This window comes from Longicatena caecimuris (assembly GCF_004341945.1).
In the GTDB taxonomy this organism is placed as follows: Bacteria; Bacillota_I; Bacilli_A; order Erysipelotrichales; family Erysipelotrichaceae; genus Longicatena; species Longicatena caecimuris.
Window position 1 is genome coordinate 12,674 of the sequence record NZ_SMBP01000018.1, and the last position, 25,692, is coordinate 38,365.

The 25,692-nt window shown below is 37.3% G+C and carries 21 protein-coding genes; 19 read left to right on the top strand and 2 right to left on the bottom strand.

The features are described 5' to 3' along the window. Window positions 1-11: 11 nt before the first annotated feature. The 19 genes from EDD61_RS10250 (at window position 12) to EDD61_RS10340 (ending at window position 22,836) form a co-directional block, all read left to right on the top strand. Window positions 12-1,013 carry an oxidoreductase gene (locus EDD61_RS10250; RefSeq protein WP_132225262.1) on the top strand — a complete coding sequence of 334 codons (1,002 nt, stop codon included), beginning with the start codon at window positions 12-14 and terminating at the stop codon, window positions 1,011-1,013. A 185-nt stretch (window positions 1,014-1,198) separates the two neighbouring features. Beyond that, on the top strand, window positions 1,199-2,611 hold the full coding sequence (locus EDD61_RS10255; RefSeq protein ID WP_132225264.1) for a spore germination protein: 1,413 nt from the start codon (window positions 1,199-1,201) through the stop codon (window positions 2,609-2,611). A gap of 111 nt (window positions 2,612-2,722) precedes the next feature. After that, the gene (locus EDD61_RS10260; RefSeq protein ID WP_008689827.1) at window positions 2,723-3,070 is read left to right on the top strand and encodes a hypothetical protein; all 348 of its coding nucleotides are present in this window, start codon (window positions 2,723-2,725) and stop codon (window positions 3,068-3,070) included. Between the two features lie 454 nt (window positions 3,071-3,524). After that, window positions 3,525-5,309, top strand: coding sequence for an ABC transporter substrate-binding protein (locus tag EDD61_RS10265; protein ID WP_119957636.1), 1,785 nt, complete (start codon window positions 3,525-3,527; stop codon window positions 5,307-5,309). 97 nt (window positions 5,310-5,406) lie between these two features. Then, window positions 5,407-6,372, top strand: coding sequence for an ABC transporter permease (locus EDD61_RS10270; protein ID WP_008689825.1), 966 nt, complete (start codon window positions 5,407-5,409; stop codon window positions 6,370-6,372). An 11-nt stretch (window positions 6,373-6,383) separates the two neighbouring features. Next, window positions 6,384-8,237, top strand: coding sequence for an ABC transporter permease subunit (locus tag EDD61_RS10275; RefSeq protein ID WP_132225266.1), 1,854 nt, complete (start codon window positions 6,384-6,386; stop codon window positions 8,235-8,237). Window positions 8,238-8,248: 11 nt separating this feature from the next. After that, complete coding sequence (locus tag EDD61_RS10280) at window positions 8,249-9,235, top strand: ABC transporter ATP-binding protein (protein WP_008689822.1); 987 nt, start codon at window positions 8,249-8,251, stop codon at window positions 9,233-9,235. Continuing rightward, a complete protein-coding gene (locus tag EDD61_RS10285; RefSeq protein WP_008689821.1) occupies window positions 9,235-10,617 on the top strand; it encodes an ABC transporter ATP-binding protein in 1,383 nt (460 codons plus the stop codon). Before EDD61_RS10280 ends, EDD61_RS10285 begins: the two co-directional genes overlap by 1 nt. Next, window positions 10,614-10,805 carry a hypothetical protein gene (locus EDD61_RS10290; RefSeq protein ID WP_008689819.1) on the top strand — a complete coding sequence of 64 codons (192 nt, stop codon included), beginning with the start codon at window positions 10,614-10,616 and terminating at the stop codon, window positions 10,803-10,805. The genes EDD61_RS10285 and EDD61_RS10290 overlap by 4 nt, the downstream gene beginning before the upstream one ends. A gap of 119 nt (window positions 10,806-10,924) precedes the next feature. After that, the gene (locus tag EDD61_RS10295) at window positions 10,925-11,206 is read left to right on the top strand and encodes an MG284/MPN403 family protein (protein ID WP_008689817.1); all 282 of its coding nucleotides are present in this window, start codon (window positions 10,925-10,927) and stop codon (window positions 11,204-11,206) included. A gap of 114 nt (window positions 11,207-11,320) precedes the next feature. Further along, complete coding sequence (gene ptsP, locus EDD61_RS10300; RefSeq protein WP_008689816.1) at window positions 11,321-13,021, top strand: phosphoenolpyruvate--protein phosphotransferase; 1,701 nt, start codon at window positions 11,321-11,323, stop codon at window positions 13,019-13,021. A gap of 651 nt (window positions 13,022-13,672) precedes the next feature. Continuing rightward, window positions 13,673-14,611 (top strand): sugar ABC transporter substrate-binding protein, encoded by a 939-nt coding sequence (locus EDD61_RS10305; protein WP_132225268.1) that lies wholly within the window; start codon window positions 13,673-13,675, stop codon window positions 14,609-14,611. Then, window positions 14,608-16,098 (top strand): sensor histidine kinase, encoded by a 1,491-nt coding sequence (locus tag EDD61_RS10310; RefSeq protein ID WP_132225270.1) that lies wholly within the window; start codon window positions 14,608-14,610, stop codon window positions 16,096-16,098. The genes EDD61_RS10305 and EDD61_RS10310 overlap by 4 nt, the downstream gene beginning before the upstream one ends. Beyond that, a complete protein-coding gene (locus tag EDD61_RS10315) occupies window positions 16,098-17,627 on the top strand; it encodes a response regulator transcription factor (RefSeq protein WP_132225272.1) in 1,530 nt (509 codons plus the stop codon). The genes EDD61_RS10310 and EDD61_RS10315 overlap by 1 nt, the downstream gene beginning before the upstream one ends. Window positions 17,628-18,059: 432 nt before the next feature. Further along, window positions 18,060-19,574, top strand: a complete 1,515-nt coding sequence (locus EDD61_RS10320) for an amino acid adenylation domain-containing protein (RefSeq protein ID WP_132225274.1) — start codon at window positions 18,060-18,062, stop codon at window positions 19,572-19,574. Window positions 19,575-19,579: 5 nt separating this feature from the next. Continuing rightward, complete coding sequence (locus EDD61_RS10325; RefSeq protein ID WP_132225276.1) at window positions 19,580-19,807, top strand: acyl carrier protein; 228 nt, start codon at window positions 19,580-19,582, stop codon at window positions 19,805-19,807. A 10-nt stretch (window positions 19,808-19,817) separates the two neighbouring features. Further along, window positions 19,818-21,380 (top strand): MBOAT family O-acyltransferase, encoded by a 1,563-nt coding sequence (locus tag EDD61_RS10330; RefSeq protein ID WP_008689810.1) that lies wholly within the window; start codon window positions 19,818-19,820, stop codon window positions 21,378-21,380. Window positions 21,381-21,397: 17 nt separating this feature from the next. Then, window positions 21,398-22,441 (top strand): SGNH/GDSL hydrolase family protein, encoded by a 1,044-nt coding sequence (locus EDD61_RS10335; protein ID WP_132225278.1) that lies wholly within the window; start codon window positions 21,398-21,400, stop codon window positions 22,439-22,441. Between the two features lie 83 nt (window positions 22,442-22,524). Further along, window positions 22,525-22,836 (top strand): hypothetical protein, encoded by a 312-nt coding sequence (locus EDD61_RS10340; RefSeq protein ID WP_132225318.1) that lies wholly within the window; start codon window positions 22,525-22,527, stop codon window positions 22,834-22,836. A gap of 149 nt (window positions 22,837-22,985) precedes the next feature. On the opposite strand, the gene EDD61_RS10345 is transcribed toward EDD61_RS10340, so the two are convergent. Beyond that, window positions 22,986-24,752: a M3 family oligoendopeptidase gene (locus tag EDD61_RS10345; RefSeq protein WP_132225280.1), complete on the bottom strand. Its 1,767-nt coding sequence runs from the start codon at window positions 24,750-24,752 to the stop codon at window positions 22,986-22,988. 149 nt (window positions 24,753-24,901) lie between these two features. Then, window positions 24,902-25,546: a TMEM165/GDT1 family protein gene (locus EDD61_RS10350; protein ID WP_132225282.1), complete on the bottom strand. Its 645-nt coding sequence runs from the start codon at window positions 25,544-25,546 to the stop codon at window positions 24,902-24,904. Between the last annotated feature and the right edge of the window lie 146 nt (window positions 25,547-25,692).

Consider the following 25,692-nt stretch of genomic DNA (forward strand, 5'->3'; position numbering starts at 1 on the left):
AGGATCTTCATATGAAACCATTTGAAACATCATTGCTTGGTCGTATGGAATTAAACAACCGCATAGGTATTCCGGCGATGTGTACGTATATGGCAAAGGGCGATGGCATAGCCAATTTGCACCATATAGCTCATTATGAAACACTAGCGAAAGGACGCCCTGCCTTTATCGTACAAGAGGCAACGGCCATCGCAGCAGAAGGCTATATCAGTGACGCTTGTTTAGGAATCTTCACGCCGCGACAGCGAGAACCATTAAAGGATATCGTTGAAGTCGTACATGATTATGGGGTGAAATTAGGAATTCAACTGAATCATGCCGGTATGAAAAGTAAATGTGCAGCCCATAAGGTATCCGCCATGGATAATGCAGATGTACATGCGTTGACAGCAGAAGAAATTCATCGCATTGTTGTTAATTTTGAATTTGCCGGTAAATGGGCAAAAGAGCTTGGCTATGACTTTGTGGAAATTCATGCGGCACATGGTTATCTGATCAATCAATTTTTATCACCGCTTACCAATCAGCGAACGGATCTTTATGGTGAGGATAGAACCTTGTTGTTAAAGGAAATCATCACCGGTGTACGCTCTACATTTGAAAAAGATGTCATCGTTCGTATATCAGCAGAAGAGTATGAAGAAGATGGCTTGCATATAGCCGATATGAAAGATATTGTGGAAGCTATAGAAAGTTGTGGTGCTGCCGCAATTTCTGTATCCAGCGGAGGATTAAACAAACATCCGATACAGACCTATCCGATGTATCAGATTCCATATGCACGAGCTATCAAACAAATGACTTCTTTGCCGGTAATGGGCGTTGGCCTAATCACAAAGGAAGAAGAAATTGAAACCATTCTAGCACAGGAAGATTGTGATTATGTATTATTAGGAAGAAAATTGCTGCGCGATCCTTATTTTCTATTATCTTGGCAAGATGCTTTCGGTCTATTGACAGAAGAAAACATAGGCGAATGTCTGTATCGCGGCATACATAAACATGGTGAATAACATCATGTTTTTTTTTGTTCAAAAAGCAGAAACAGATAGAAAGATAGGATCATTGTGGAAAAGGAAATTAGGTTTAAGAAACCTATGTGATCTTCTTGAGAGAATGGTCAGTTATTTTTAAAACCTTGTTAGCAGTCATGGGTATAAAAAAAGGAAATCCGTGCATCTTAACAACAGGTGATATTATGAAGTATACAGATCGATGTAAACAACTGAATGAGAAACTGCATTTGCAGGAAAATTTTGATATTGTTGCGAAAACTTTGCAAGTGCAGGATGTTCATATGACATTATATTTTGTTGATGGCTTTGTTAAAGATGAAGTATTAGAGAAAATGATGGAATTCTTATTAAAGGCAGATATGAAAACAACGGTACAACAGGAAAGTGTTTATGTATTTTGTGATCGTTTTGTCTCTTATTTAGAAACCGATGTGGTTGCGGAGGAAGAGAAACAGATTACAGCGGTATTAAGCGGTTCGGTATTAATGATCGTTGATGGCTATGAAGAAGGCATTGTGATTGATGCCAGAACATATCCTACCCGCAGTATGGCTGAGCCCGAAGATGATCGAGTCTTACGCGGCAGCCGTGATGGCTTTGTCGAAACGTTGGTCTTTAATACAGCCTTAATTCGCCGCCGTATCCGTGACACACGCTTACATATGGAATATCACAGTGTCGGTTCTATCAGTAAAACGGATATTGTCTTATGTTATATGGAAGGGTTGGCAGATGATGCATTGGTGCAGGATATTCGCCATAAGTTATCGCAGATACAAGTAGAAGCGTTAACCATGGCACAGGAAAGCATTGCCGAAGCACTTGTCCCACATAAATGGTTAAATCCTTTCCCTAAGGTTCGCTATAGTGAACGTCCGGATGCTGCAGCCAGTAATGTCCTAGAAGGAAAGGTCATCGTTATGATTGATAATTCACCTTCGGTACTCATTTTACCAACGACTTTTTTTGATTTTGTGCAGGAAGCTCAGGATTATTATCTTCCTCCGATTACCGGTAGCTATTTACGTCTTATTCGGATCATGGTCTTTTTCTTAACCTTGTTTGTGACACCAATCTGGTATTATCTTAACTGCAATCCGGATTTCGCTCCGGATTGGTTTCAATTCGCTTTAATTCAGGATAATATGAATCTTCCTATTATCTTACAGTTGTTAATGCTAGAATTAGGAATAGATGCTTTAAAGCTTGCCAGCTTAAATACCCCAAGCTCCTTAAATTCTTCCTTTAGTATCATAGGGGCATTGATCCTTGGCGATTTTGCGGTCAATGCCGGATGGTTAGCTCCGGAAATAATTTTATATATGGCATTTGTGGCCTTAGCAAACTTCACTCAGCCTAGTTATGAATTAGGATATGCCATTAAGTTTATGCGAATGATGATGCTTATCATCATTGCCCTTCTGCCACGTTTTGGACTATGGATCGGGCTAGCCATTATGGCTTTTATTTTAGCATCTAATAAAACGATTACGCATACCTCTTATTTTTATCCCTTATTTCCCTTCCATGCCCATGATTTTAAAATGATTTTTGCACGTAAAAAACTGCGTGGCAAAAGTAGCAATCGTTCCTAATGATCTCTGAAATGCAATGTCATAGCTTCTTCCCTTTTCTGATCCATTAACAGATCGCTCAGACGCCTATGGAAATTTCTGTTATAATAGTAAGGAAGGAAAGGGATCTTAATGAAACATAATGCCATGAAAGAAGCCATCAAGGTCTGTGTCATACAGCTTATCTGCATGCCACTGTTCCTTTATACGTATACTCCGGATAAGCTATTTTTTTGGATGTTACTGCTTTTTATGGACAGCTATCTTTTAAAACACTATCATGTCATGGAATTTGGCCGTATGATGATGTCCAGTACCAAAGAAGAACAAAAGATGTTGACATTTTTGAATATCGGCATCCTTGCAGGCTATACCATTTTGGCATTTAAAAATTTAGCCTTAGCGGGATATCTTGTCCTAAACGATCTCGTGATGAATGCAGTAAGTATTTTTCTATATATGAAATCCATTGAAAAATAAGACGAAGAAGATTTATATGAACTTGATGGCACGTATTCTAATAAAAGTTATGTATATAAGGAATACAAAGCATGAAGAATTGATGGTATCGCTTACCAAATGATTGCTTGGATTCTACATATCCTAGCCCGTATGGCAAGTCAATATGTTTACAACCGAATAAACAAGTAGGAGAAAGTGCTTACGATGGTAAGTAACTTCTCTTTTTTTTAAAACATGGAATTTATAGGTGCGTAAGCGCTGTTTATTATTGGTGTACACATTTCCACAAATGTTTGAAAATGATGAATTGCATTGCGGTGTCATATGGTAATTTTCACAAAAATGTAAACATGTTACACACAATTGTAAAAAATTTCACTCAATTTGTGTGAAAATGACCGAAAAAATATTGTATTTTCAATTCTTTTAGAGTATAATATGGTCATTATCAGGAATGATAGGAGGGAAAAATATGAAAAAGCTATTAACTCTTGCAGTCGCAGCGTTAATGACGGTTTCACTTGCTGGTTGTGGCAGCAGCAAGGCAGAAAACAAACTTGTCGTAGGACAGGACAAAATGAACGGTGAATTCATCGAAGGTTTTGGAAATAACTCTTATGACAAATCCATCCGTGACTTAATTCATGGATACAACCCAGTTATTGTTGACAACGATGGAAACATTAAATGGGAAACGAAGGTAACACTGAAAGGTGAACCTGCAGTTAAGAACAACAAAGACGGTTCTAAAACATTCACAGTTACACTGAACGATGGTTTGAAATGGAATGATGGAAAACCTGTTACAGCAAATGACTATGTAATGACTTACTTGATGCGTGCATCAAAATCTTGGATCGATGCAAATGGTAACCCAACAGGATACGAAATCGAAGGTTACGACGCATTCAGTGCAGGAAAAACAGAAACATTCTCAGGCGTTAAGATGATTGATGATCATTCCTTCTCAATCACAATCGCTGCTAAGAATTTACCTTACTACTGGGAAAAGAACTTCTTGTGGAGTTACCCATTACCAGCTCACGTTGTTGCTAAAGATGTGAAGATCACTAGTGATGACAAAGGTGCTAAGATCGCTAAGAAAGATCAGGCAGCTATCGCTGATTATGTAAAGAATACTTTCTTAAAGAACCCTACCGTAACTTGCGGGCCTTACAAATTTGAAGGCTTCAAGAACCAGCAGGTACAGTTAACTCTGAATAAAGAGTATGCTGGAAACTGGGAAGGTAAAAAACCAAGCATTGAAAAGATTACCGTTAAAGCAATTGACATGGACAAGGATGTAGATACTCTGGTTGCTGGAGAAGTTGACATCGTTGCCGGTGCAATCGAAGCTGAAAAAATCGATAAAGTAAAAGCACAAGGAGATAAATTCACAATCTCTAGTTACCCACGTAATGGTTATGGTAACATGCCAATATCTTGCTACTATGGAGCTACAAAAGACGTTAACGTACGTCAGGCTTTAGCTTACATTGTAGATACAAACAAGATCGCTCAGGCAGCTATGGGTGCTTATGGTAAACCATGCTACTCTGACTACGGTGCAGCTCAGAAAGTTTATATTGACAACAAAGAATGGGTTGACAAAAACCTAAACACATATTCTTTCTCAATTGCTAACGCTAACAAAGCATTAGACAAATCTGATTATAAGTATGAAAAAGATGGAAAAACTCCATTCGATGCTAAGAAAGCTAGCAAAGATTACCTGCGTTACAACAGCAAAGGTGAAGTTCTGTTGATTTCACACTTAGGTTCTGAAAAGAATACCATTACTGACAATATCAAACTGCAGCTGACAAAGAACGCTCCTCAGGTTGGTATCAAATATGAAATTACAGTTAAAGACTTTGAAACAATGCTGAACATCTATTACCAGAAACAAAAAGCTGAAGTTAAATACAACGTATATAACATGGCATCTGGCTTCAACGAAGTACCAGATCCAGAAGCTGACTACCATGGTAAATATGAAAAAGTAGCAAACTTCAACCCTTATGGTTTAAATGATGCTGAATTGAACAAGGCTATTGAAAACTTGAAAGCATCTAAAGATGAAAAAGAATTTTCAGAAAACTGGAAAGCATATCAGAAACGTTGGAACTACTTATTGCCAACAATTCCAACTTACACGAACGATTACTATGACTTCGCTGCCAGCAAGGTAAAAGGATTCAAGACTACTCCATTCCGTGACTGGGCAAACAGTATCTGCAATTTCTCAATTGAGTAAGCAGTACGTCTGAAGTAATATCGAAACACACGAGGGAGAAGATGGCTCCAAAAAGCTATCTTCTTTCTTAGTGTTTATAAATGAGAGGAGAATTACAATGCTTAGATATACAGTTAAGCGTATCTTGTCATTGATCCCGGTGGTCTTTATTATCTCCATCATGCTGTTTGGTTTAACAAAGCTGATGCCTGGAGACCCTGCGAAGTTAATGGTACAAGGTGGACGACCGGAAACATATGACGCACGAGTAGAAGCAGCAAGAAAGAGTCTTGGACTTGACCAAGATGTTGTAACACAGTATGTAAAATGGATGGGTAACCTGGCACATGGTGACTTAGGTGTATCCTCTACATATCAAACAGAAGTGAAAAACGTAGTTGCAGAACCATTAAAGAATACCGTATTCCTAAACTTCTTTGTTTTGATTTTTTCATTAGGAATCTCTATTTTGGTAGGTATCCGCTCTGCCGTAAAGAAAGGATCGTTCTTCGATCAATTCTGGCAGGTATTCTCATTAATCGGTATGAGTGTACCAACGTTCTTCGTCGGTTTATGTCTTATTTTCATTTTCGCCTTCAAATTAGGCTGGCTGCCTTCTTTTGGTATGCCAGAGCAAGGCTTATCTACAGGAGCCTATATTACTTCCTGGTTCAGGCATCTGATCTTGCCTGTTACGACCCTGACCGTCATCCAGTTAGCCGGTACGATGCGTTATGTGCGTAATGCAATGCTGGAAGTATTGAGTCAGGATTTCATCCGAACAGCACGTTCAAAAGGTTTAAGCCAGAAAGTTATCGTATATTCTCATGCTTTCCGCAATGCGTTGATTCCTGTTGTAACCATTGTTATCACACAGATCGGTATGCTGTTTAGTGGTTCCATGATTACAGAAACCGTATTCCAATGGAATGGTTTAGGTTTCATCTTGTTGAAGGGTCTGCAAAAACGTGACTTATGGCTGGTTGTATCCATGAACCTGTTCTACGTAGTCATTTACTTGATTTCCAATTTTATTGCGGATATCACGTATGCTTTAGTAGATCCACGTGTGAAGTTAGATTAGGAGGATAACAGATGGAAAAGAAAGACAACAAGCAAAAGCAATCAATCTTTTCTTCCTTTGGCAGAATGTTCAAACGTCTGTTCTCCTTTGGTGGAAAGAAAAAAGAATTAAATGTATTTGAAGAGGAAGAAATCAAATCACCTTCTAAGGTCATTTTCTCCAACTTCATACATAATAAGTTTACCATTATTGGTTTGATCTTATTCATTGGTATTTTCAGTTTTGCTTATATTGGCGGTATGTTCCGTCAAATGGATCCGGTTTATCAGGAACCTATCCTGCAAAATATCGGACCGGGTACTGGTTATTTGGATTTCCCTTCAGAATTAGAAGGAAAGAAGATTGTACAAATCAGTTCAGGTATTACATTCTCAGTTGCCTTAACTGATGATGGAAAAGTATATGCCTGGGGTAAAGATACCGATGGAGCTACAGAAGTTCCAAGCAATTTAGGAACGAATGTAGTAAAAATTGCTGCTGGTGACCGTCATGTGGTGGCATTGACAGACAGCGGTGAAGTTATCGGTTGGGGTAAGAACGACTTCCATCAGGCAGAATTGACTTATGAAGCCAAAGCCCAGCTGAAAAGCGATGAAAAGGTTATTGATGTATCGGCAAGTGATAAATATACAGCACTTGTTACGGATAAAGGAAATGTAATTATTTTAGGTGCAACTGGCGCAAACAACATGGATTATGTACCTTCCGAAATTCAAGGAAGAGTTGCGGCTGTTGATGCAAACAGCTACAATATGGTTCTTTTATTAAAAGATGGAACCATTGCAACCATGGGTGTTTCCGGTAATGAATTCTCAGATGTGCCAAAAGAATTAACAGATGGCAGCATTAAAATCGTAAAAGCAAAAATGTCTTATGCAAACGGTATTGCGCTTGATGACCAAGGCAAGATCCATGTATGGGGTGCAAATGGCGATAATATGCGCGATGGTATACCGGCAATCAATGAAAAAGTCGTTGATGTATCCGGAAGCCGTAATGCGTTATTTGCTGTTGGTGAAAGTGGTAAAGTGTATGCATGGGGAAATGATGACTTAAATGATATCAGTGTACCTAGCAGTGCAACGAATATCAAGCAGGTTTTCAGTGGTTATTTCCAAAATTATGCTGTGGATAACAACAATGAAATCCACGCATGGGGAAATGATGGTTATGTATTAGGTACAGACGCTCAAGGTCGTGATTATTTCACACGTTTAATGCATGGTGGTCGTGTTACCTTAGTTGTTGGTATCATCGCAGTTATCATTGAAACCGTTCTTGGTTTATTGATCGGTATGATTTCCGGATTTAAAGGTGGCAAGGTTGATAATCTGCTGATGCGTTTTACGGAAATCGTAAGTTCTGTTCCATTTATGCCTTTGGTTATCACCTTATCAGCATCACTTGGAAATGATTTATCAACTGATCAGAAAATGTATCTGATTATGATTATCTTGGGTGTTATCTCCTGGCCAGGTATGGCACGATTAGTACGTGCACAGATCTTGATCGAACGTGAAAAGGACTTCGTACTTGCTGCGCGTGCTTTGGGTATTAAAGAAGGCTCTATCATTGTTCGTCATATCTTACCAAACGTTATGAATATCTGTATCGTAAATATGACCTTAAGTTATGCCGATAAGATGCTGATGGAGGCTGCATTATCCTTCCTGGGCTTTGGTGTTCAAGAACCGATGCCGTCGTGGGGTAACATGTTAAATGGAGCGCAGCGAGCGATCGTTATCGAGAACTATTGGTGGCAATGGATCACACCTGCTGTCTGCGTCGTGATTGCCGCATTGGGTGTTAACCTGGTCGGCGATGCATTACGTGAAGCCTTAGATCCAAAAGAGAATGAGAAGTAGGGGTGAAGAACATGAAATTACTGGAAATTAATAATCTGCACACCTATTTTGATACCAAAAAAGGTCTGATTAAGGCAGTCAACGGTGTTAGCCTGTCGATTGAAGAAGGTCGTACACTTGGTGTAGTAGGTGAGTCTGGCAGTGGTAAAAGTCAGACAGCAATGAGTATCTTGAAATTATTTGAAAATAATCAGAAAATATATGAAGGTGAAATCAAGTTCGAGGGTAAAGTCATTTCTGAGCTTAGTGAAAAGGAAATGCAGAAAATTCGTGGTAACGATATCTCTGTTATCTTCCAAGAGCCAATGACGTCTCTGAACCCGGTATTTACTGTTAATCGTCAGATTAGTGAAGTTCTGATGTTGCATCAGGGCTTAAATAAGAAGGAAGCAGAAGCACGCAGTATCGAAATGCTGAAACAAGTAAAAATCGCCAATCCGGAAACTGTCAACAAATCCTATCCATTCCAATTATCCGGTGGTATGCGCCAGCGTGTCATGATTGCTATGGCACTTGCTTGTAAGCCAAAACTGTTAATTGCTGATGAACCGACAACTGCACTGGATGTTACGATTCAGGCGCAGATCTTAAAACTGATGAATGAACTAAAAGCTGAAACAGGTACAGCAATCATGTTTATCACGCACGATCTTGGAGTTATCAATCAGATGGCAGATGATGTTGCCGTTATGTATTGTGGTCAGGTCGTTGAAACTGCACCTGTTGACAATATCTTTATGGATAGCGAATATATCCATCCATATACAGAAGGACTGCTGACATCCATTCCGCGTTTGAATACCAAGCGTGGTGAAAAACTGGATGTTATCCCTGGTTCTGTGCCGCATCCGTTAGCATTGCCACAAGGATGTAAATTTGCTCCTCGATGCAAATATGCCACAGAGAAATGTCGAAACGAAGAACCTGAGTTGAAGGAAATCGGACCTAATCATCAGATTCGTTGTTTCTTCCCTGTCAAAAGAGGAGGTAACAAGTAATGGAAAAGAAAAAACTGATTGAGATAGCAAATCTGCGACAGTATTTTCCTGTCAAGAAAGAATCTTTATTACAGAAAGAACAGCTGTATGTAAAGGCAAATGACGGTATCACCATTACGATCCATGAAGGCGAAACTTATGGACTAGTTGGTGAATCCGGTTGTGGTAAGTCAACCTTAGGACGTGTCTTGTTGCAATTATATGATCAGACACGCGGTGATACGGTATACTTTGGACGTACAGTATATGAATATCAACCAAAGTATTATGAAAAAGATTTAAATGACTTGGCCAAATTACATGAAAAAGCGAAGCATTTAGAAAGCAAGATTAATAACGAAGATCCAAATCATACATCTGTTGATGCTTATGATGACGCAATGCGCCATTTATATCGCTTATGTGGTGGTCTGGTTTTCTCTGACAATTATAGCGAAGTATCCAAACTATTATTGGAAGAATATAAGGCCGGCTGTAATGTTGCACAGCTGGAAAAGAAAAATGCCAGTGCAGAAGAACTTAAAGCAGCAGAAGCGAAGCATGATGCCATCTTAAAATCCATTGAACAGATGAAAGACAGCTATCGCTCAAACGAGAACTTTGCCAAGATTGATGCGATGTGGGAACATGGTATTGAATTACCAAGATTGACAAAAGAAGAAATGCGTATCTTACGTGAGGATCTTCAGATTATTTTCCAGGATCCATATTCTTCTTTGAATCCTCGTTTAACTGTCGGACAGATTATTTCGGAACCATTAGTTGGACAAAAGAAATTTAAAAAAGGAAGTAAAGAGTTAGAGGATTACATTATCGAGGTCATGGATAAATGTGGTCTGGAGGCTTATTTCATCCATCGTTATCCACATCAGTTCTCTGGTGGACAGCGTCAGCGTATCGGCATTGCCCGTGCATTAGCCTTGAATCCTAAATTCATTGTCTGTGATGAAGCGGTTTCCGCACTGGATGTTTCTATTCAATCACAGGTATTAAACCTGTTGCAGGAATTGAAAGAAACACAGAATCTGACGTATTTGTTTATCTCTCATGACTTAAGTGTCGTGAAGTATATTTCCGATCGTATCGGTGTTATGTATTTAGGTAACATGGTGGAAAGCGCTAGATCAGAAGATATCTTCCGCAACCCATTACATCCATATACCGAGGCTTTATTAAATGCTATTCCGACAACCGATATCCATAACAAAGAATTACAGATTTTGGAAGGAGATATTCCTAGTCCGGTAAATCCTCCAAAAGGATGTAAATTCCATACACGTTGTAAATATGCTATGGAGAAGTGTAAATGTGAACGTCCGGAATGGGTGGAAATTGAGCCTGAACACTTTGTAGCATGTCATTTAAGGAGTCTTAAAAAGTGATTCTCAAAAAGGCACGCGAAATAAAAAATCGTTTAAATAAAGTTGATGAAGATAAATTAAAGGATGTGGATCTGGAAAAACATGATATGTTAGCAATGGTAATTGCGGCATTCATCACGTTTTTACCTCCTATTCTGATTGCCTGTGCCATTATTTATTTTGTGCTCTGGCTGATTTTCCTTCGTTGATATACGGATGTCTTGTGAAAGCAGGACATCTTTTTTTAGGCAAATTGATAAAAAAGGAAGAAAAATTACGTTTTTAGACTCTTTGTGTCGTATAGATAAGTAGAGGGAAGTGATGACACATGGAATCTATGAGTCAATTGCATGCAAAAGCAAATTATCTGGCACAATTATATCGCCGTGATTATTTACGCACTTGCAAAGACATTGAAAGGCTATATGAACTGCATGAAATAATTAATCAGGCACTGCTTAAGCTGAAAAGGGAGGAGTGTATATTGATGATGAATGAGTATTTTTTACCGGCAGATCAAAATTGGTGGTGTATCAACTATGAGAAAGAGATGTTTGATAAGAAGAAAAACATGGCTTTACATGCATTCTTTCGTTGCTTAACGGCTTAAAAAATGTTATTATTTAATATAGAGATAGAGATATGGAAGCGTTTAGAAAACCACGTTTCTATCAATATAAAACACTTTTTTTATAAGTTGCAAGAGTAAGAGGAGGATGTACTTATGTTAAAAGGTATTGCAGCATCAGCGGGAGTTTCCATCGCAAAAGCATACAAATTGGAATCTCCAAAAGTTGAGATCGTTAAAAAAGAAGGAGATCCTGCAATTGAAGTTGAAAAATTCAATGCAGCACTCGAAAAGACAAAAACAGATATCGAGGGTGTAAAAGAAAGAGCAGCAGCACGTCTGTCTGAAGAAGAACTGGCTGTATTTGATGCTCATCTGATGATGGCTGGTGACCCTGAATTCGCATCACAGATTGTCGGCATGATCGAAAATGATAAAGTAAATGCAGAATATGCTGCTGATACGGTTGCCAACCAGATGGTAGCTATGTTTGAGTCTATGGATAATGATTATTTCCGTGAAAGAGCTGCGGATATCAAGGATGTTACGTATCGTTTGAAATGTAACCTGCTGGGACTGACAATTCCTGATTTATCAAGCATCAGTGAAGATTCTATTATTGTTGCTTATGATTTAACACCATCAGATACGGCACAGCTGAATACATTTGTAAAAGGCTTTGCGACTAGTATTGGCGGTAAAACAAGTCATTCTGCCATCATGGCAAACTCTTTAGAAATACCAGCAGTTGTAGGATGTGGAGATATCCTGAGTGCTGTTGAACATGGGGATACATTAATCCTGGATGCTTTAGATGGCGAAGTATTTGTAAATCCTGATGAAGAAACAATTAAGAAATATGAAGCAAAAGCAAAGGCTTATGCTGAAGAAAAAGAAGCATTAAAAGTTTTAGTGAATGCGGAATCTGTCACAACAGATGGACATAAAGTTGAATTAGCTGGTAATATCGGTGGTTTTAAAGATGTTGAAGGTGTATTGAAAAACGGTGGTGAAGGCGTAGGCTTATTCCGTACGGAATTCTTATATATGGACAACGATCACTTCCCAACAGAAGAAGAGCAGTTTGAAGCATATAAGGCTGTATTAGAAGGAATGCAAGGACGCCGTGTCGTTGTTCGTACCTTAGATATCGGTGGAGATAAGAAATTATCATACTTTGAATTCCCAGAAGAAATGAATCCATTCTTAGGCTATCGTGCAATTCGTCTGTGTCTGGATCGTACAGATATCTTCCGTACACAGTTGCGTGCCTTGATTCGTGCTAGTGTTTATGGTAGATTATGCATCATGTTCCCGATGATTGCAACCGTAAAAGAATTCTGTGACGCAAAAGCTATTTATGAAGAAGAAAAGGCAAAATTGATTGCCGAAGGTGTAAAGGTTGCCGATAATATCGAAGTTGGTATGATGGTGGAAATTCCTGCTGCAGCTGTTAATGCGGATAACTTTGCTAAACATGCAGACTTCTTCTCTATTGGTACAAACGATTTGATTCAGTATTCAATGGCCGCAGATCGTATGAGCGAGCATGTATCTTACTTATATCAGCCATACAATCCATCTGTATTGCGTTTAATCAAGATGACGATTGATGGTGCACATAAAGAAGGCAAATGGGCTGGTATGTGTGGCGCAATGGCTGGAGAACCATATGCTGTACCTTTGCTGTTAGGTATGGGATTGGATGAATTCTCAATGTCTGCTACACAAATTCTGAAAGCACGTAAGATGGTAAACGGTTTAAGCAAAGATGAAGCAGCAAAACTTGCTGATGAAGCATTAAAACTTGCTACTGCTGAAGAAGTACTTGATTTAGTTAAAAAAGCAGTGGATTAATCATTGAAAAGGGTATCTTATTGTAGTGACCTCCTAAAGTGAGTCTAACTTTTGAAGGGTAATATCACGCAAAGATATCCTTTTTTGCTTTATTAGTAATACGATATAGGAGATTCTAAGAGGATCGCTAATCGTTGTGTGGAAGTATGTTGAAATAGATAAGAGATCGCATGCTGAATAGGATACGAATTGTATGCTTATGAGTACGTAAATTCAAATGTAGGACGTTGGAATCATCAATAAAAAGAAGGTGTCGTACCTCTTATCGTATAAGATAAAATGTAGCGCATAGCTCTTTTGGCATTGAAATTAGCAAAATTAAATAAATATGCGAGATGTGAGAATCTGATTGTAGCGCTTACGACAATAATTTGCTAAAAATGACAAGATATTTCTTATTTCGTAAGATATAATTATTTTGTAATTAGCGGATAGCAACCCCGCAGTACAGCATCATCTGTATGCACATCTTTTCTTAAGAAAACCCTATGACATGAGTCAGTTCAAGGAAAAAGATGAGGAATCATGGTGTGAGGACCTTGATTTTAGCGACATGTGGTGGAAAGAAATGATTCTTACAATCCCTTTCAAGAATCATTTTTTTTTATGCTTAACTATGTTAAAATAATGAAAAGAGGAAAGGGATTACATATGAAAAAAGCAGTACTAGCGGCATCGCTCATGCTTTTGTGCGGATGTCAAACAATGAAGAAGGAAACAGAAAAACCATTATATTTTGTGTTTGCAACACCATTATCTACACATACCCTATGGCTGCAGGCAAAAAGCGGTATGCAGGATGCTTGTGATCTACATCATATACAATGTGATTGGCAAGGACCAATCAAAATTTCAACAGAACAAATGGAGGATGTAATTCAGACAGCAATTTTGAAAAAAGCAGATGGTATTATTACACAGGGAGTTATCAAGAAAACATATATCATGGAATCAATGGAGCAAAATGTACCGATCGTTCTTGTTGATTCACCGGTAGAAGACGCAAAGCCCCTTGCAACTATTTGTAAGGATTTTGAACAACAGGCACAGATGCTTTTGACGGATATTGAAAAACGGATAGGAAAGAATGAACATCTGCGCATAGGAATTCAGGTATCGGAACAAGATTTCGATTTGGCCAAACAGCAGATTGAATCCGTCCGTACGGTATTTAAAAAACATCCGGGCGGTTTTGAAATCGTTGCAATCAGTGAATCTAAGTCAGATCAATCCCGTTCACGTAATGAATGGATCAGCGTTTTGCAAAAAGAAAAAAATTTAAATATCACGCTAAATTTTGCCGGTGAAAGTGCGATTGGCTGTGTGATGGCGCGTGAATATCTGAATATGCAAGATGATCTGCTGATCTATGGTGTTGATGATATGGATGATACGGTAAAGATGATCAAAGAAGGTAAAATTGCCGGAAGTATAGTTACATCTTTTTATCGTTACGGATATGATTCCGTGGAGATGTTATATGAGTATGTAAGAAATGGAAAAGAGCCGGTGAAAGAGCTTCAGCCAGCGCAAATTCTATTGCTTAATAAAGGAAATCTAAAAACATATGAAAAGGAGCTGAAGGAATGATGAAACGGTGGTTGCGTCATAATGATCAGCTGGAAAGCTTCAGCGATAAGATTTTTAATTACAATCTCATGTTAATCGTCATTGTAGCCTTTGTTTGTTCGACATATGTCATGCTGAATATACGAATTATCGATAAGTTTAATGATACCTATGTGAGCTACAATGATTTAAATGGCTTTTATTTTCATGTGAAGGAAATGAATGATAATTTTCAGGTCTATTTATATCAGCCCAGTGATGCAAATTATAAAGCTTTTCGTGATTCTTATAATGCATCCGGAAAAAACATAGATAAGATCATGCTGAGCCTAAAAGGGAATGAGCGAAAATGGCGTTTTGAACTCTTGCAGAATATGATTGATAAGTATTATATCGATGCTGAATTGGTCATTGCCAGTAATCTACAGCAAGAAGAAGACTTTAATCAGAAGTATCAGAAGTTAATACATGAATATGAGCTGATAGCAAAGACAAGTGGAGAATATTATGATATTGTAACCGAAGATATGCAGCAGCAGAAAATTGCGGTAAATGATAATCAGCGAACGCTGCATCTAGTATCTTTATTCTTTATTCTGTTTGTGATTACCTGGCTTGCTTATTTTTCCATTACGATGATTCGTTCGATGACAGATCCGATTGAGAAAATCATGAATAATATGAATCGCATTAAAATGGGTGAATACGACTTATCAAAAATTTCCAATGTAAACAAAGAAATGAATGTGCTTTGTTTGGCGTTAGAGGACCTTTCAAGAAGTATACAAAAAAATATTCAATATGCGAATGATAAATCCGATCTAGAGAAACGTGTATTGGAGCAGCAAAACGAAAATTTGAAAAAAGATGAACTGCTTGCGCAAAGTGAATTGAGGGTATTGCAAAATCAAATTAATCCTCATTTCTTATTTAATACCTTGAATATGATTTATAAAAAGGCTTATAGTGAAGGTGCATATGAAACAAGTGAGCTGATGGAACGCACCAGCCGTCTGTTGCGTTATGCTTTGGATAATACCAGCCGCATCAGCAGTTTGAAAAAAGAATTAGCAGCTATTGAAAACTATAATTATATTCAGGCGAAACGTTATGGAGAACGTATTCGCTTTATTGTCGAGGCAGAAGAGGATCTTCCTGATATACGCATGCCAGGCATGATCTTACAGCCGCTTGTTGAAAATGCAGTTCTCCATGGTTTACAGGATGTTACGGAAGATGGTGAGGTCATGATTGAGGTTACGCAGCAAAACGATCATGTAATCATCAGTGTAAGTGATAATGGTGTTGGTATGGCCTCAGATGAATTGGAAAAATTAATTTTAAATGATTATGCCAAAGGAAGCGATGATCGTGTGCATCTGGGCTTATACAATGTTACCAGCCGCTTGAAGAAATTTTATGGTGATGAAGTGAGCATTATCATCAATAGTCTGGAAAACTGTGGCTTTGAGATTAATATTAAGATTGATCTAAGGAGGCGTTCCTGATGTATAAAATTTTAATAATCGAGGATGAGCAAATTGAACGCGAGACACTTTATAAAATCTTACACGATAACTTTACTTTAAAAGGATTGTATATGGCGAAAAACGGGAAAGAAGCACTGGATGTTTTTGAACGTGAAAAGCCGGAAATTGTCTTAGCCGATATCAATATACCGGGAATCAATGGCTTAGAGGTCATACGGCGAATCAAACAACAGCAACAAGACACTTCCTTCCTTGTATTATCCAGTTATAACTATTTTGAATATGCACAAGAGGCCATTCGCCTAGGTGTGAGTGATTTTATTTTAAAGCCATACAACATAGAACATTTGAAAGAAGTCGTAGATAGATTGATACACCAGCATCGAGAAAAACGTAAAGAGCAGCAACAGCATGATGAATTATTGGAGAAGATTGAAAAAATTACTCCGGTAGTTGAAAATGAATGTTTGTATGCGATCATCTCAAATGAGAACGAATTAGAATTAAAACGTTCTTTACGACTATTAAGTCCCCATATCTGTAGTGGTTTTTGTATGATCATGCAGAGTTTGACATGTGCTTTTCATACCACAGCCATGGATACCATTTGTGAAAACTTTAAAAAGCAGGGATATCGCTGTATCAAAGAATTGTTTCATGGACTGCAAATTTTCTTTATCCTTTTTGAGCGTCCGATTGACCAACAGGAAGTCCGACAGCTGGCAGGATATATCGATGGTTTGCGTAGTGAATATAAAGATGTCGTAATTGGTATTGGTCCTATTGTTTGTGAATTAATAAAATTTCATCATTCCTTTGATTTGGCGAGAGATCGATTAAGTGCTCAGGCACAGCCAGCTTTGAAGCTATTGATAGAAGATGAAAAAAGCAGTGAAGAAAATGCGGTAAATATTGCTACACAGGTAGAAGTATTCATGAAAGCATTTCAGAAGATGGATGAAGAATCTTTAAAAAAACATTTGAATCAATTAAGTCTTCAACTGATTCAGGAGGAAAAAGAACAATTGTATAAAGATGTATCTGAATTAATTACGTCTTTGAAAAACAGTTGTGAAAAACAATATCCGGAAATTGATTTTACTAAAGTCAAAATTACACCTTTGCGTGTGACAAGCAGTATTCACCAAGAAGTACCTTTATATTTACATATGCAAATACATCGCTTGTATGATCTGATTGCTGAGGAGAAATTCCGTAATACGAATTTACTGGTACGTCATGCCATTCGTTATATTGACAGTAATTATCGCAAACAAATTACATTGAGTGATATGGCAGATGCATTGCAGGTATCGCCTTATTATATTTCCAAATTACTCAGCAGCTCTTTGAATAAAACATTTACGGAACTAGTGAGTGAACGACGTGTAGAGGCTAGTAAAGAATTACTGAAAACAAATAAACGTATAAAAGAAATCGCTTATGAAGTAGGATTCCAAGGGCAAAATTATTTCACTAAAGTATTTAAAAATTATACCGGCGTTACCCCGAAGGTATATAAAAATACCTTTGAGAACAAGGAATAATAGCTTTGTATGGGGTTAAACACAAAGAATTGCTAAAGATAGCTAAATTTTACTATTTTTTCATTCTATAATAAAAATGCAGATAAAGAGACTATAATAATACTATCTGCAATACCATAATGTAAGGCTGTTACCAGCCAGCCTTAGATGAATCCTTTTTCTTTAAAAAAGTCATGTTACTCCCAGAACATGACTTTTTTACATGATGTGTTTGTTTAGTAAGCATGTTAGCTTACTTTTTTTAGGTTTTATTTACCGATAATTCTAACATAAGTAAAAATGACTTTTTTTCTTTGTAGGAGAATGTAAGGATAAAAGTGACATATATGTCATTTAGAATTAAGAACCCTTAAGAAGTAAAAATGCATCTAGATGCTATAATACAGGTGAACAGGAAGGGAGTTTCCTTCTTATGTAAAGGAGCTAATTGTTATGAAGAATATAGTAGAGATGCTGGAAAACAGTTGTTCTCGTTATCCTGATAAAACAATGCTGATGGAACCGGAAAAGAGCATTACATATAAAGCGTTTGTCAATGAAGCAAAAGCGATTGCTTGTAAGATTATAGAAAAAATACCATCACAGAATCAGCCTGTTGTCATTTTGATTGATAAAAGCATTCAGGCTCTCGTATCAATGATGGGAGTGTTATATAGTGGAAATTATTATACGATCTTAGATGTAAAGATGCCCGTTGAGCGTATGGAATGTATACTGAATACGTTGCAGCCAAGCCTGCTTATTAGCGATCATAAGCAATGGAAAACAGCCGAAAAGTTAAATTTTAAAGGAGATTTGTTGCTTTATGAAGAAAACAAGACCTATGCGATAGAAGAAGCAAACTTATTATCCAGGCGAAGAAAGATGATTGATACGGATCCGGCATATGTATTGTTTACTTCCGGCTCAACCGGTATTCCGAAAGGAACAGTTGTATCACATCGCAGTGTGCTTGCCTATGCCCATTGGGTTGTTGAAACCTTTGCAATCGATGAAACAACGATCTTTGGTAATCAGACACCGTTTTATTTCAGTATGTCTGTGCTTGATATTTATGCAACCCTTTTATCAGGTGCTAGTCTTTATTTGCTGCCAAAACTTTATTTCTCTTTTCCAGCAAAGCTTTTGGACTGCATGATTCAAAATAAGATCAATACCATTTACTGGGTGCCGAGTGCTTTAGGTATCGTGGCAAACTTAAAAGGTTTAGAAGTATTGCCGCCTAAAGATGTAAAAAAGGTGTTGTTTGCAGGTGAAGTAATGCCAACAAAGATTTTAAATATCTGGCGCAGACATTTACCTGATGCTTTATATGCAAATTTATATGGTCCAACAGAAGTTACCGATATTTGTACGTATTATATTGTAAACCGTGATTTTGCGGATGATGAAGCTTTGCCAATCGGAAATGCTTGTAACAATTGTGATGTTATTGTGCTAAAAGAAGATGGTACACAAGCAAAAGGCGATGAAGCCGGTGAACTTTGTGTACGAGGAAGTTTTTTTGCAAATGGATATTATGATCAAGTGGAGAAAACAAGCGAAGTGTTTATTCAAAATCCATTGCAGCCTCATTATCCAGAGCTTATTTATCGCAGTGGTGATATTGTGAAATACAATGAATACGGTGAGCTGATGTACTTATCACGTAAGGATTTTCAAATCAAGCATATGGGATATCGCATTGAACTTGGTGAAATTGAAACCGCTATGTTTGCGATAGAGGGGATGGATGCCTGTGCGTGTATCTATGATACACAAGCGAAATGGATCATCTTATATTATCAGGGCAAAAATTTAACGGAAAAAGCAATTTTGGAACAGGCAAAGGCCAAGCTGCCCAATTACATGTGGCCCAATAAATTTATTCCTATAAAACGCATGCCTTATAATGCAAATGGGAAAATAGATCGGAAAGCTTTAAAAGCTATGTATGCAGGAGGATAAAAAATATGGAGAAATTACTAGCAATCTTAGAAGATATGAAACCAGGAGTCGATTTTAAAAAAGAAAAGAAACTTATTGAGGATGGTATTTTGGATTCCTTCGATATCGTTGAAATTATTGCGGCTATTGATGATGAATTTGATGTTGAAATTCCAGTTATGGAAGTACAGCCAGAGATTTTCAATGATGTAGAAAAGCTATATGCGCTGATTGAGCGATTAATGGAAGAATAGGATTTGTATCATGTCATTGATATCGCTGCCATTCATGCTGTTAGTGACAGCATCTTGTGTGCTTTATTATCTTGCGCCGAAACAGTGGCGATGGTGTATTTTGCTCTTAGCAAATGTCATCTTTTATGTTGCGGCCTCGCAGGCATTGATCATTTTCCTGATAGGTAGTATTTTGAGTGTATATATCGGCGGCTTAGCTATTAACAAACAGATAAAGCTGCAAAAAGCTACCATAAAAAGTTTAGAAAAAGACCAAAAGAAAGCCTATAAGGCTATGATGAAGAAACGGAAGCAACTGATTTTGATCGTCGTATTGGCAATCAATATTGGTATCTTGTGCTATTTAAAATATTACGGTTTTTTTGCCGGTAATCTGAATGCCATAAATGCTTTATTGCATGTTAATGTTAATATCGCAGTAAAAAAATTTGTACTGCCACTTGGAATCTCCTATTATACCTTAATGGCCATCAGTTACATGGTAGATGTGTATAGAGGCAAATACGAAGCAAGCCCTCAGCTTGGGAAAGTCGCTTTGTATTTGTCCTTCTTCCCACAAATGACAGAAGGTCCGATCTCACGTTTTGATCAGTTAGCCGATCAATTGTATGCGGGCAATGAATTTGACATTATAAAATTCAAGAGTGGTTTATATCTAATTCTTTGGGGACTTTTTAAAAAATTAGTCATCGCTGATCGAGCTGCGCTATATGTGAATCCAGTATTTAGTGGTATGCATGGAGGTTTTACCGCTTTTTTAGCTGTTGCCTTATATACATTACAAATATATGCTGAATTTAGTGGCGCTATGGATATCGTACGTGGAATTGGCTATTTGTTTGGTGTTCACATGGAGAAAAATTTTGAACAACCGTTTTTCTCAAAAAGTATAGCTGAATTCTGGCGTCGCTGGCATCGTACGTTAGGGACTTGGCTAAAAGATTACGTATTTTATTCAATATCATTATCTAAAATGAATATGAATTTGAACCGTTCTGTGAAAAAGCATATGAAAGGGAATTTCGGAAGATTTATCCTAAGCGCATTTCCCCTCTTTTTTGTCTGGTTTTTCAATGGATTCTGGCATGGCGCCAGCTGGAAATATATTGTATATGGTTTATATTATTATCTAATTATGATGATGGGCTTGTTGCTTGCCCCTGTTTTTACGAAAATCAAAGATACGTGGCATCTTCATGAACAGCGAAAAGGCTATCGTCTCTTTTGTATCTTACGTACGGTATTGATTGTTTTTGGTGGCATGCTGATCTTTCGTGCGCACTCACTAGATGATGCCTTGCAAATGCTGTTGCGGATTTTTACGATGCAGGAAACGGATATCTTAGCACATGGGCTGACTCTTGTTGATTTTGGCATTTTGATATGGGGATTGGTATTGATGTTTATAATAGCAGGCTTAAAGGAAAGACGTGTAAATTTATTTGCATTATTCGATCAGAAAAGTCTGTTGTTGCGTTATGGTATTATCCTTATCATAGGGGTATCCATTATCGTATTTGGTATTTATGGTCATGGTTATCAAGCAAGCGATTTTATATATGGTGAATTTTAGTGAAAGGAGCAAACATCATGAAAAACAGACGTAAATCTATCCTAGCCTTTACATCCTTTATTGTTATTTTTGCTCTATTATTAAACTTATTTTCCATGATATTAATTCCCAAAGATAATAAGATGAGCAAAACGATACGTGGCTTCTATGAAGAAAAGAAAAACTCATTAGATGTTTTATTTCTTGGTGATAGTAGTATGTATCGCAGTATCATACCTGCTAAGTTGTGGAAGGAAAATGGTTTTACCAGTTATGCACTGGGCGCTCCTTCGGTAAGAACCTATGCTTTGTATTATTTATTGGAAGAAGCATTAAAAATGCAAAAGCCAAAAGTAGTCGTTATGGAAGTGAATTGCGCATTTAATGATCATAAATATTCTATGGGAAATAAACGAAAGATTATCGATCACATGAAACTTTCGATGAATAAAATTAATATGATTCAAGATGCAGCATTTCAATTTTCTTTAACTGATAAAATAAGTTTATTATTCCCTGTCTTTTTATATCATAATCGTTATAATGAAATAAATGCGGTTGATATAGCTGAAACCTTTGGTTCGCCAATGAATGATACGAAGGGCTTTATTAGTAGCTACAAGCAAAAACCGTATAAAGGGAAGACCAATTATATGCGTGCATCTTCACAGGCGATGTTTGATGCGAATAGTAAAAAATATATGGATATGATTCATGATATATGTAAAAAGAATCATATTAAGCTTATGTTATTAAAAGTACCGGGTGCCAAAGAATGGAATCAAAGTAAAAAAGAGGCAGTAGAGTTGTATGCAAAAGAACGACATCTGCCATATTTAGATTTAAATACGAATATGGAGAAGAACATCGATTGGAGAAGGGATACGAATGATTCCGGAGTACATTTGAATATCTTTGGTGCAGAAAAGGTGACGATGGAGCTCAGTCAGTATTTTCGTCGTCATTATCGACTGAAAAAAACAACTGATCAAGAAGTAATTACTTCCTTCAATAAAGCTTATCGCTTATTTAATGAGAAACGAAAGTCTTATAAAAGACCTGTCAAGACAGTTACTATTTAAGAATACCTATTATGAAATGAATCTTACAGGTATATGTACCTCTATATTGGATAATCCAATATAGAGTTTTTTTTTTGACTTCCATGAAGACGGATGATTACAAAAAAGCTTGTGAATATGCAGGTATTAATTTTGATCAAACATCCTATGATAAAAGCTCGGCATTGCAGAAAAAGACAACGAAAGAAAGCTATGCCGCTATGGTATTCAAAGTAGGCAAGCAAAAAGTGTCAAAAAAGAAAGTCACAGTAGATGTTGAAATCATAACTACGGATTATTTAGAAATTATGAATCAGGCCGTATATGATACTATGAAAATTAAAAAAGATGATGCATATACATATAGAGTATTTTCTAGTATCAAAATAGAGAAGAATAAGCTTCTAAATTGTTGATACCTAGCAGTTAAAAAAACGATGTATGATACAGCATTTTGTTGTTTGTGTTTTATGAAACAATACAATTAGAATATGCAAAAAAAGCGGTATCTACATGCCATATTAAGATATGGCGAATAGTTACCGTTTTTATATGAACATAGGGTTTATTTGTTATAGGACTCGCTCAGAGTTAAGAATTCATTTACTCTTTCCTCAGCGGTTTTTAAACAACTGATCCAGAAATCTTTAGAAGTCAGATCAATGTCAGCCAATTTAGCAACATCTTCAACATCGGATACCGTTGTCGCATGTAGCAATTCACGATATTTTGGTACGAAAGCATCCTTCATTTCATGATATTTTACAATTAAGCCACGGGCAAATAAACCGCCAAAAGCGTAAGGGAAGTTGTAAAAGCTCAGAGCTGATGAATAATAATGGCTCTTATTGATCCACATATAAGGATGCAAATACTGCTCATCTAAGCCATCACCATATGCTTGTTTTTGTGCATCCAACATCATCGCTTCTAGTTCATCCGGGAATAGGAACCCCTCTTTACGTTTTTCAAATACCTTTTTTTCAAATAAGAAACGAGAATAGATATCACACATAATCTGTGTAAGATCTTGAAGCTGTGTTTCTATTAATGCCAGTTTTGTTTCACCTTCTGCTTCATCAATTGCAGCATTCATGATGATATTTTCATTAAAGGTAGAAGCAGTTTCGGCAACTGGCATGGAATAATCTGTATTAAGCATCTTGTGATCCTGGATCATCATACCATGATATGCGTGTCCTAATTCATGAGCCAATGTCACAACATCGCCTAAGGAACCATCAAAATTCGTTAAAACACGACTTTGTTTCAAGAAAGGGAGATTTTCGCAGAATGCGCCTCCAACCTTACCCTTACGTGGATAGAAATCAATCCATTCATCTGCAAAGGCTTCTTCCATCATATCCGCCATATCCTGTGCAAAAGGCGCAAAATGTTTCAACAGATAGTCTTTTGCTGTTTCAATCGTGAATTTTGTATCGTCTTTTCCAATAGGTGCAAATAGCTCATACCAAGGAAGTCCGTTTTGATAACCTAACATTTCCGCCTTGCGTTTTAAATATTTACGGAATACCGGCATATAATCATCCATGGCCGATAGCATGGCATCTAAGGTTTCCTGTTTCATATGGGACTGATGCAGTGTCATTGCTAATGGAGAAGCGAAACCGCGCAATTCACATTCTGTTAAGACTTGTGCTTTGATGTTGTTTAAAGAAAAGGCAATAGCATCACGAATCTTGGCATAAGCAGCTAATTCTGCTTCATAAGCGCGTTTACGCACCTTTTTATCAGAGTCATATGCCAAGTTGCGAATCTGTGAAAGGGTAGTTGTTTTTCCATCATAGTCTACTTCTAAGGTGCTGGTCAGATAGCTTTGCATGGTTTCCCAAGCCTGTCCTGCCGAGATATCCATCTTGGATAATACTTCTTCTACATCATCACTGAGTAAGTAACGACCATCTTCTTGAATCGAATGTAACAAGTAGGTGTATTCCTGTAATGCTTCTTCTTTTTCCAGGCAAGCATCAAGATCTTTTATTTGTGCAATATAGCGATTGAATTTTGCTTTTGCTTTTGCCACGTTGCTTGTTTTCTTAGTGATCTTATCTAAATAAGCTGCTGTTTGCGCATCAGTGGTATCACAGCTTTGGCGCAGATTGGCATATGCCAACAGCTGGTAGCTGACCTGTTCTAATTCATTTAATGTAGTTAGAATTTGTTTCAAGGTAGCAGTTTCATCCTTATCGGATAAGGTGTCTGCCAAGGTATTGCATTGTGCAATCAATTCATCAAGTTTCTTGATATCTGCTTCAAATTGCGGATCATCATAACCCTTATAGAGGACATCAAGTGACCAAGTTTCTTTCATTTTAGACCTTCTTTCTCTGTTAGATTACCCCTATTATAGCATAGAAATTCCAAAATGAAGGAGAAGATTATGGAAGGTTTATTTTCTTAGAAGGAAGAGTGTGTAAGCCGTAAGCAATTCTTCTTTTTTTGATGAATGTGAAGATAATACTATGCTATCTCTTTATGACTTTTCTCATAAATCATACAGGCAATGCTGATGATGAGAATGGAATAGATGATATAGAAAAAGGGGGCTGCTGGATAGGCCTCAAACAAGGTAATGGAGCCAAAGAGAAAGAAGAAAAAGGAAGAAACTACTTTAACACTATCTTCACTTAAATGGGCAAAGATAAATTTTCCAGCAAAGATACCAAAAATATTCGCCATGATAAGGCCTAAGGATGCTCCCAGAAAAACTTGTAGGTGCTGGTCCATGTGATCGGCTGAAAGTGCTACGGTTGCTAATTGCGTCTTATCACCGAGCTCAGCTAGAATAAAGGTAAAGGCAATAGAAAAAATAGGCAATCCTAAGGAAATATGATGCCCCTTGCTTTCTTCTTTTGTAATGCGTAAGTTAAAAAAACCAAAGCCTAGAAACATTGCGGCAGCGGCCAATTTGATAAACTGCATAGGGATCATATCGCCTATCAGATCTCCGGCCAATGTAGAAAAAGCACTGATGATGATGACCCCTAATATCATCCCTAATATCACACTTTTCATACGATAGCGATTGGTGAGCGCCATCATCATAAGTTGTGTTTTATCAGCCATTTCCGCGATAAAAACAAATAAAAACGTATGCAGCAACATAAGATCACCTCTTATTTTACTATATGTGAAATAAAGAGCTTTCATGTATAAAATCATCCTTTCCCTGCTGCGACAAAATAAATATGAAGAAGGAAAGGTGTAAGCGTCAGTAAAATAGGGATTAATTTGAAAAAGCCCTAAGCGAA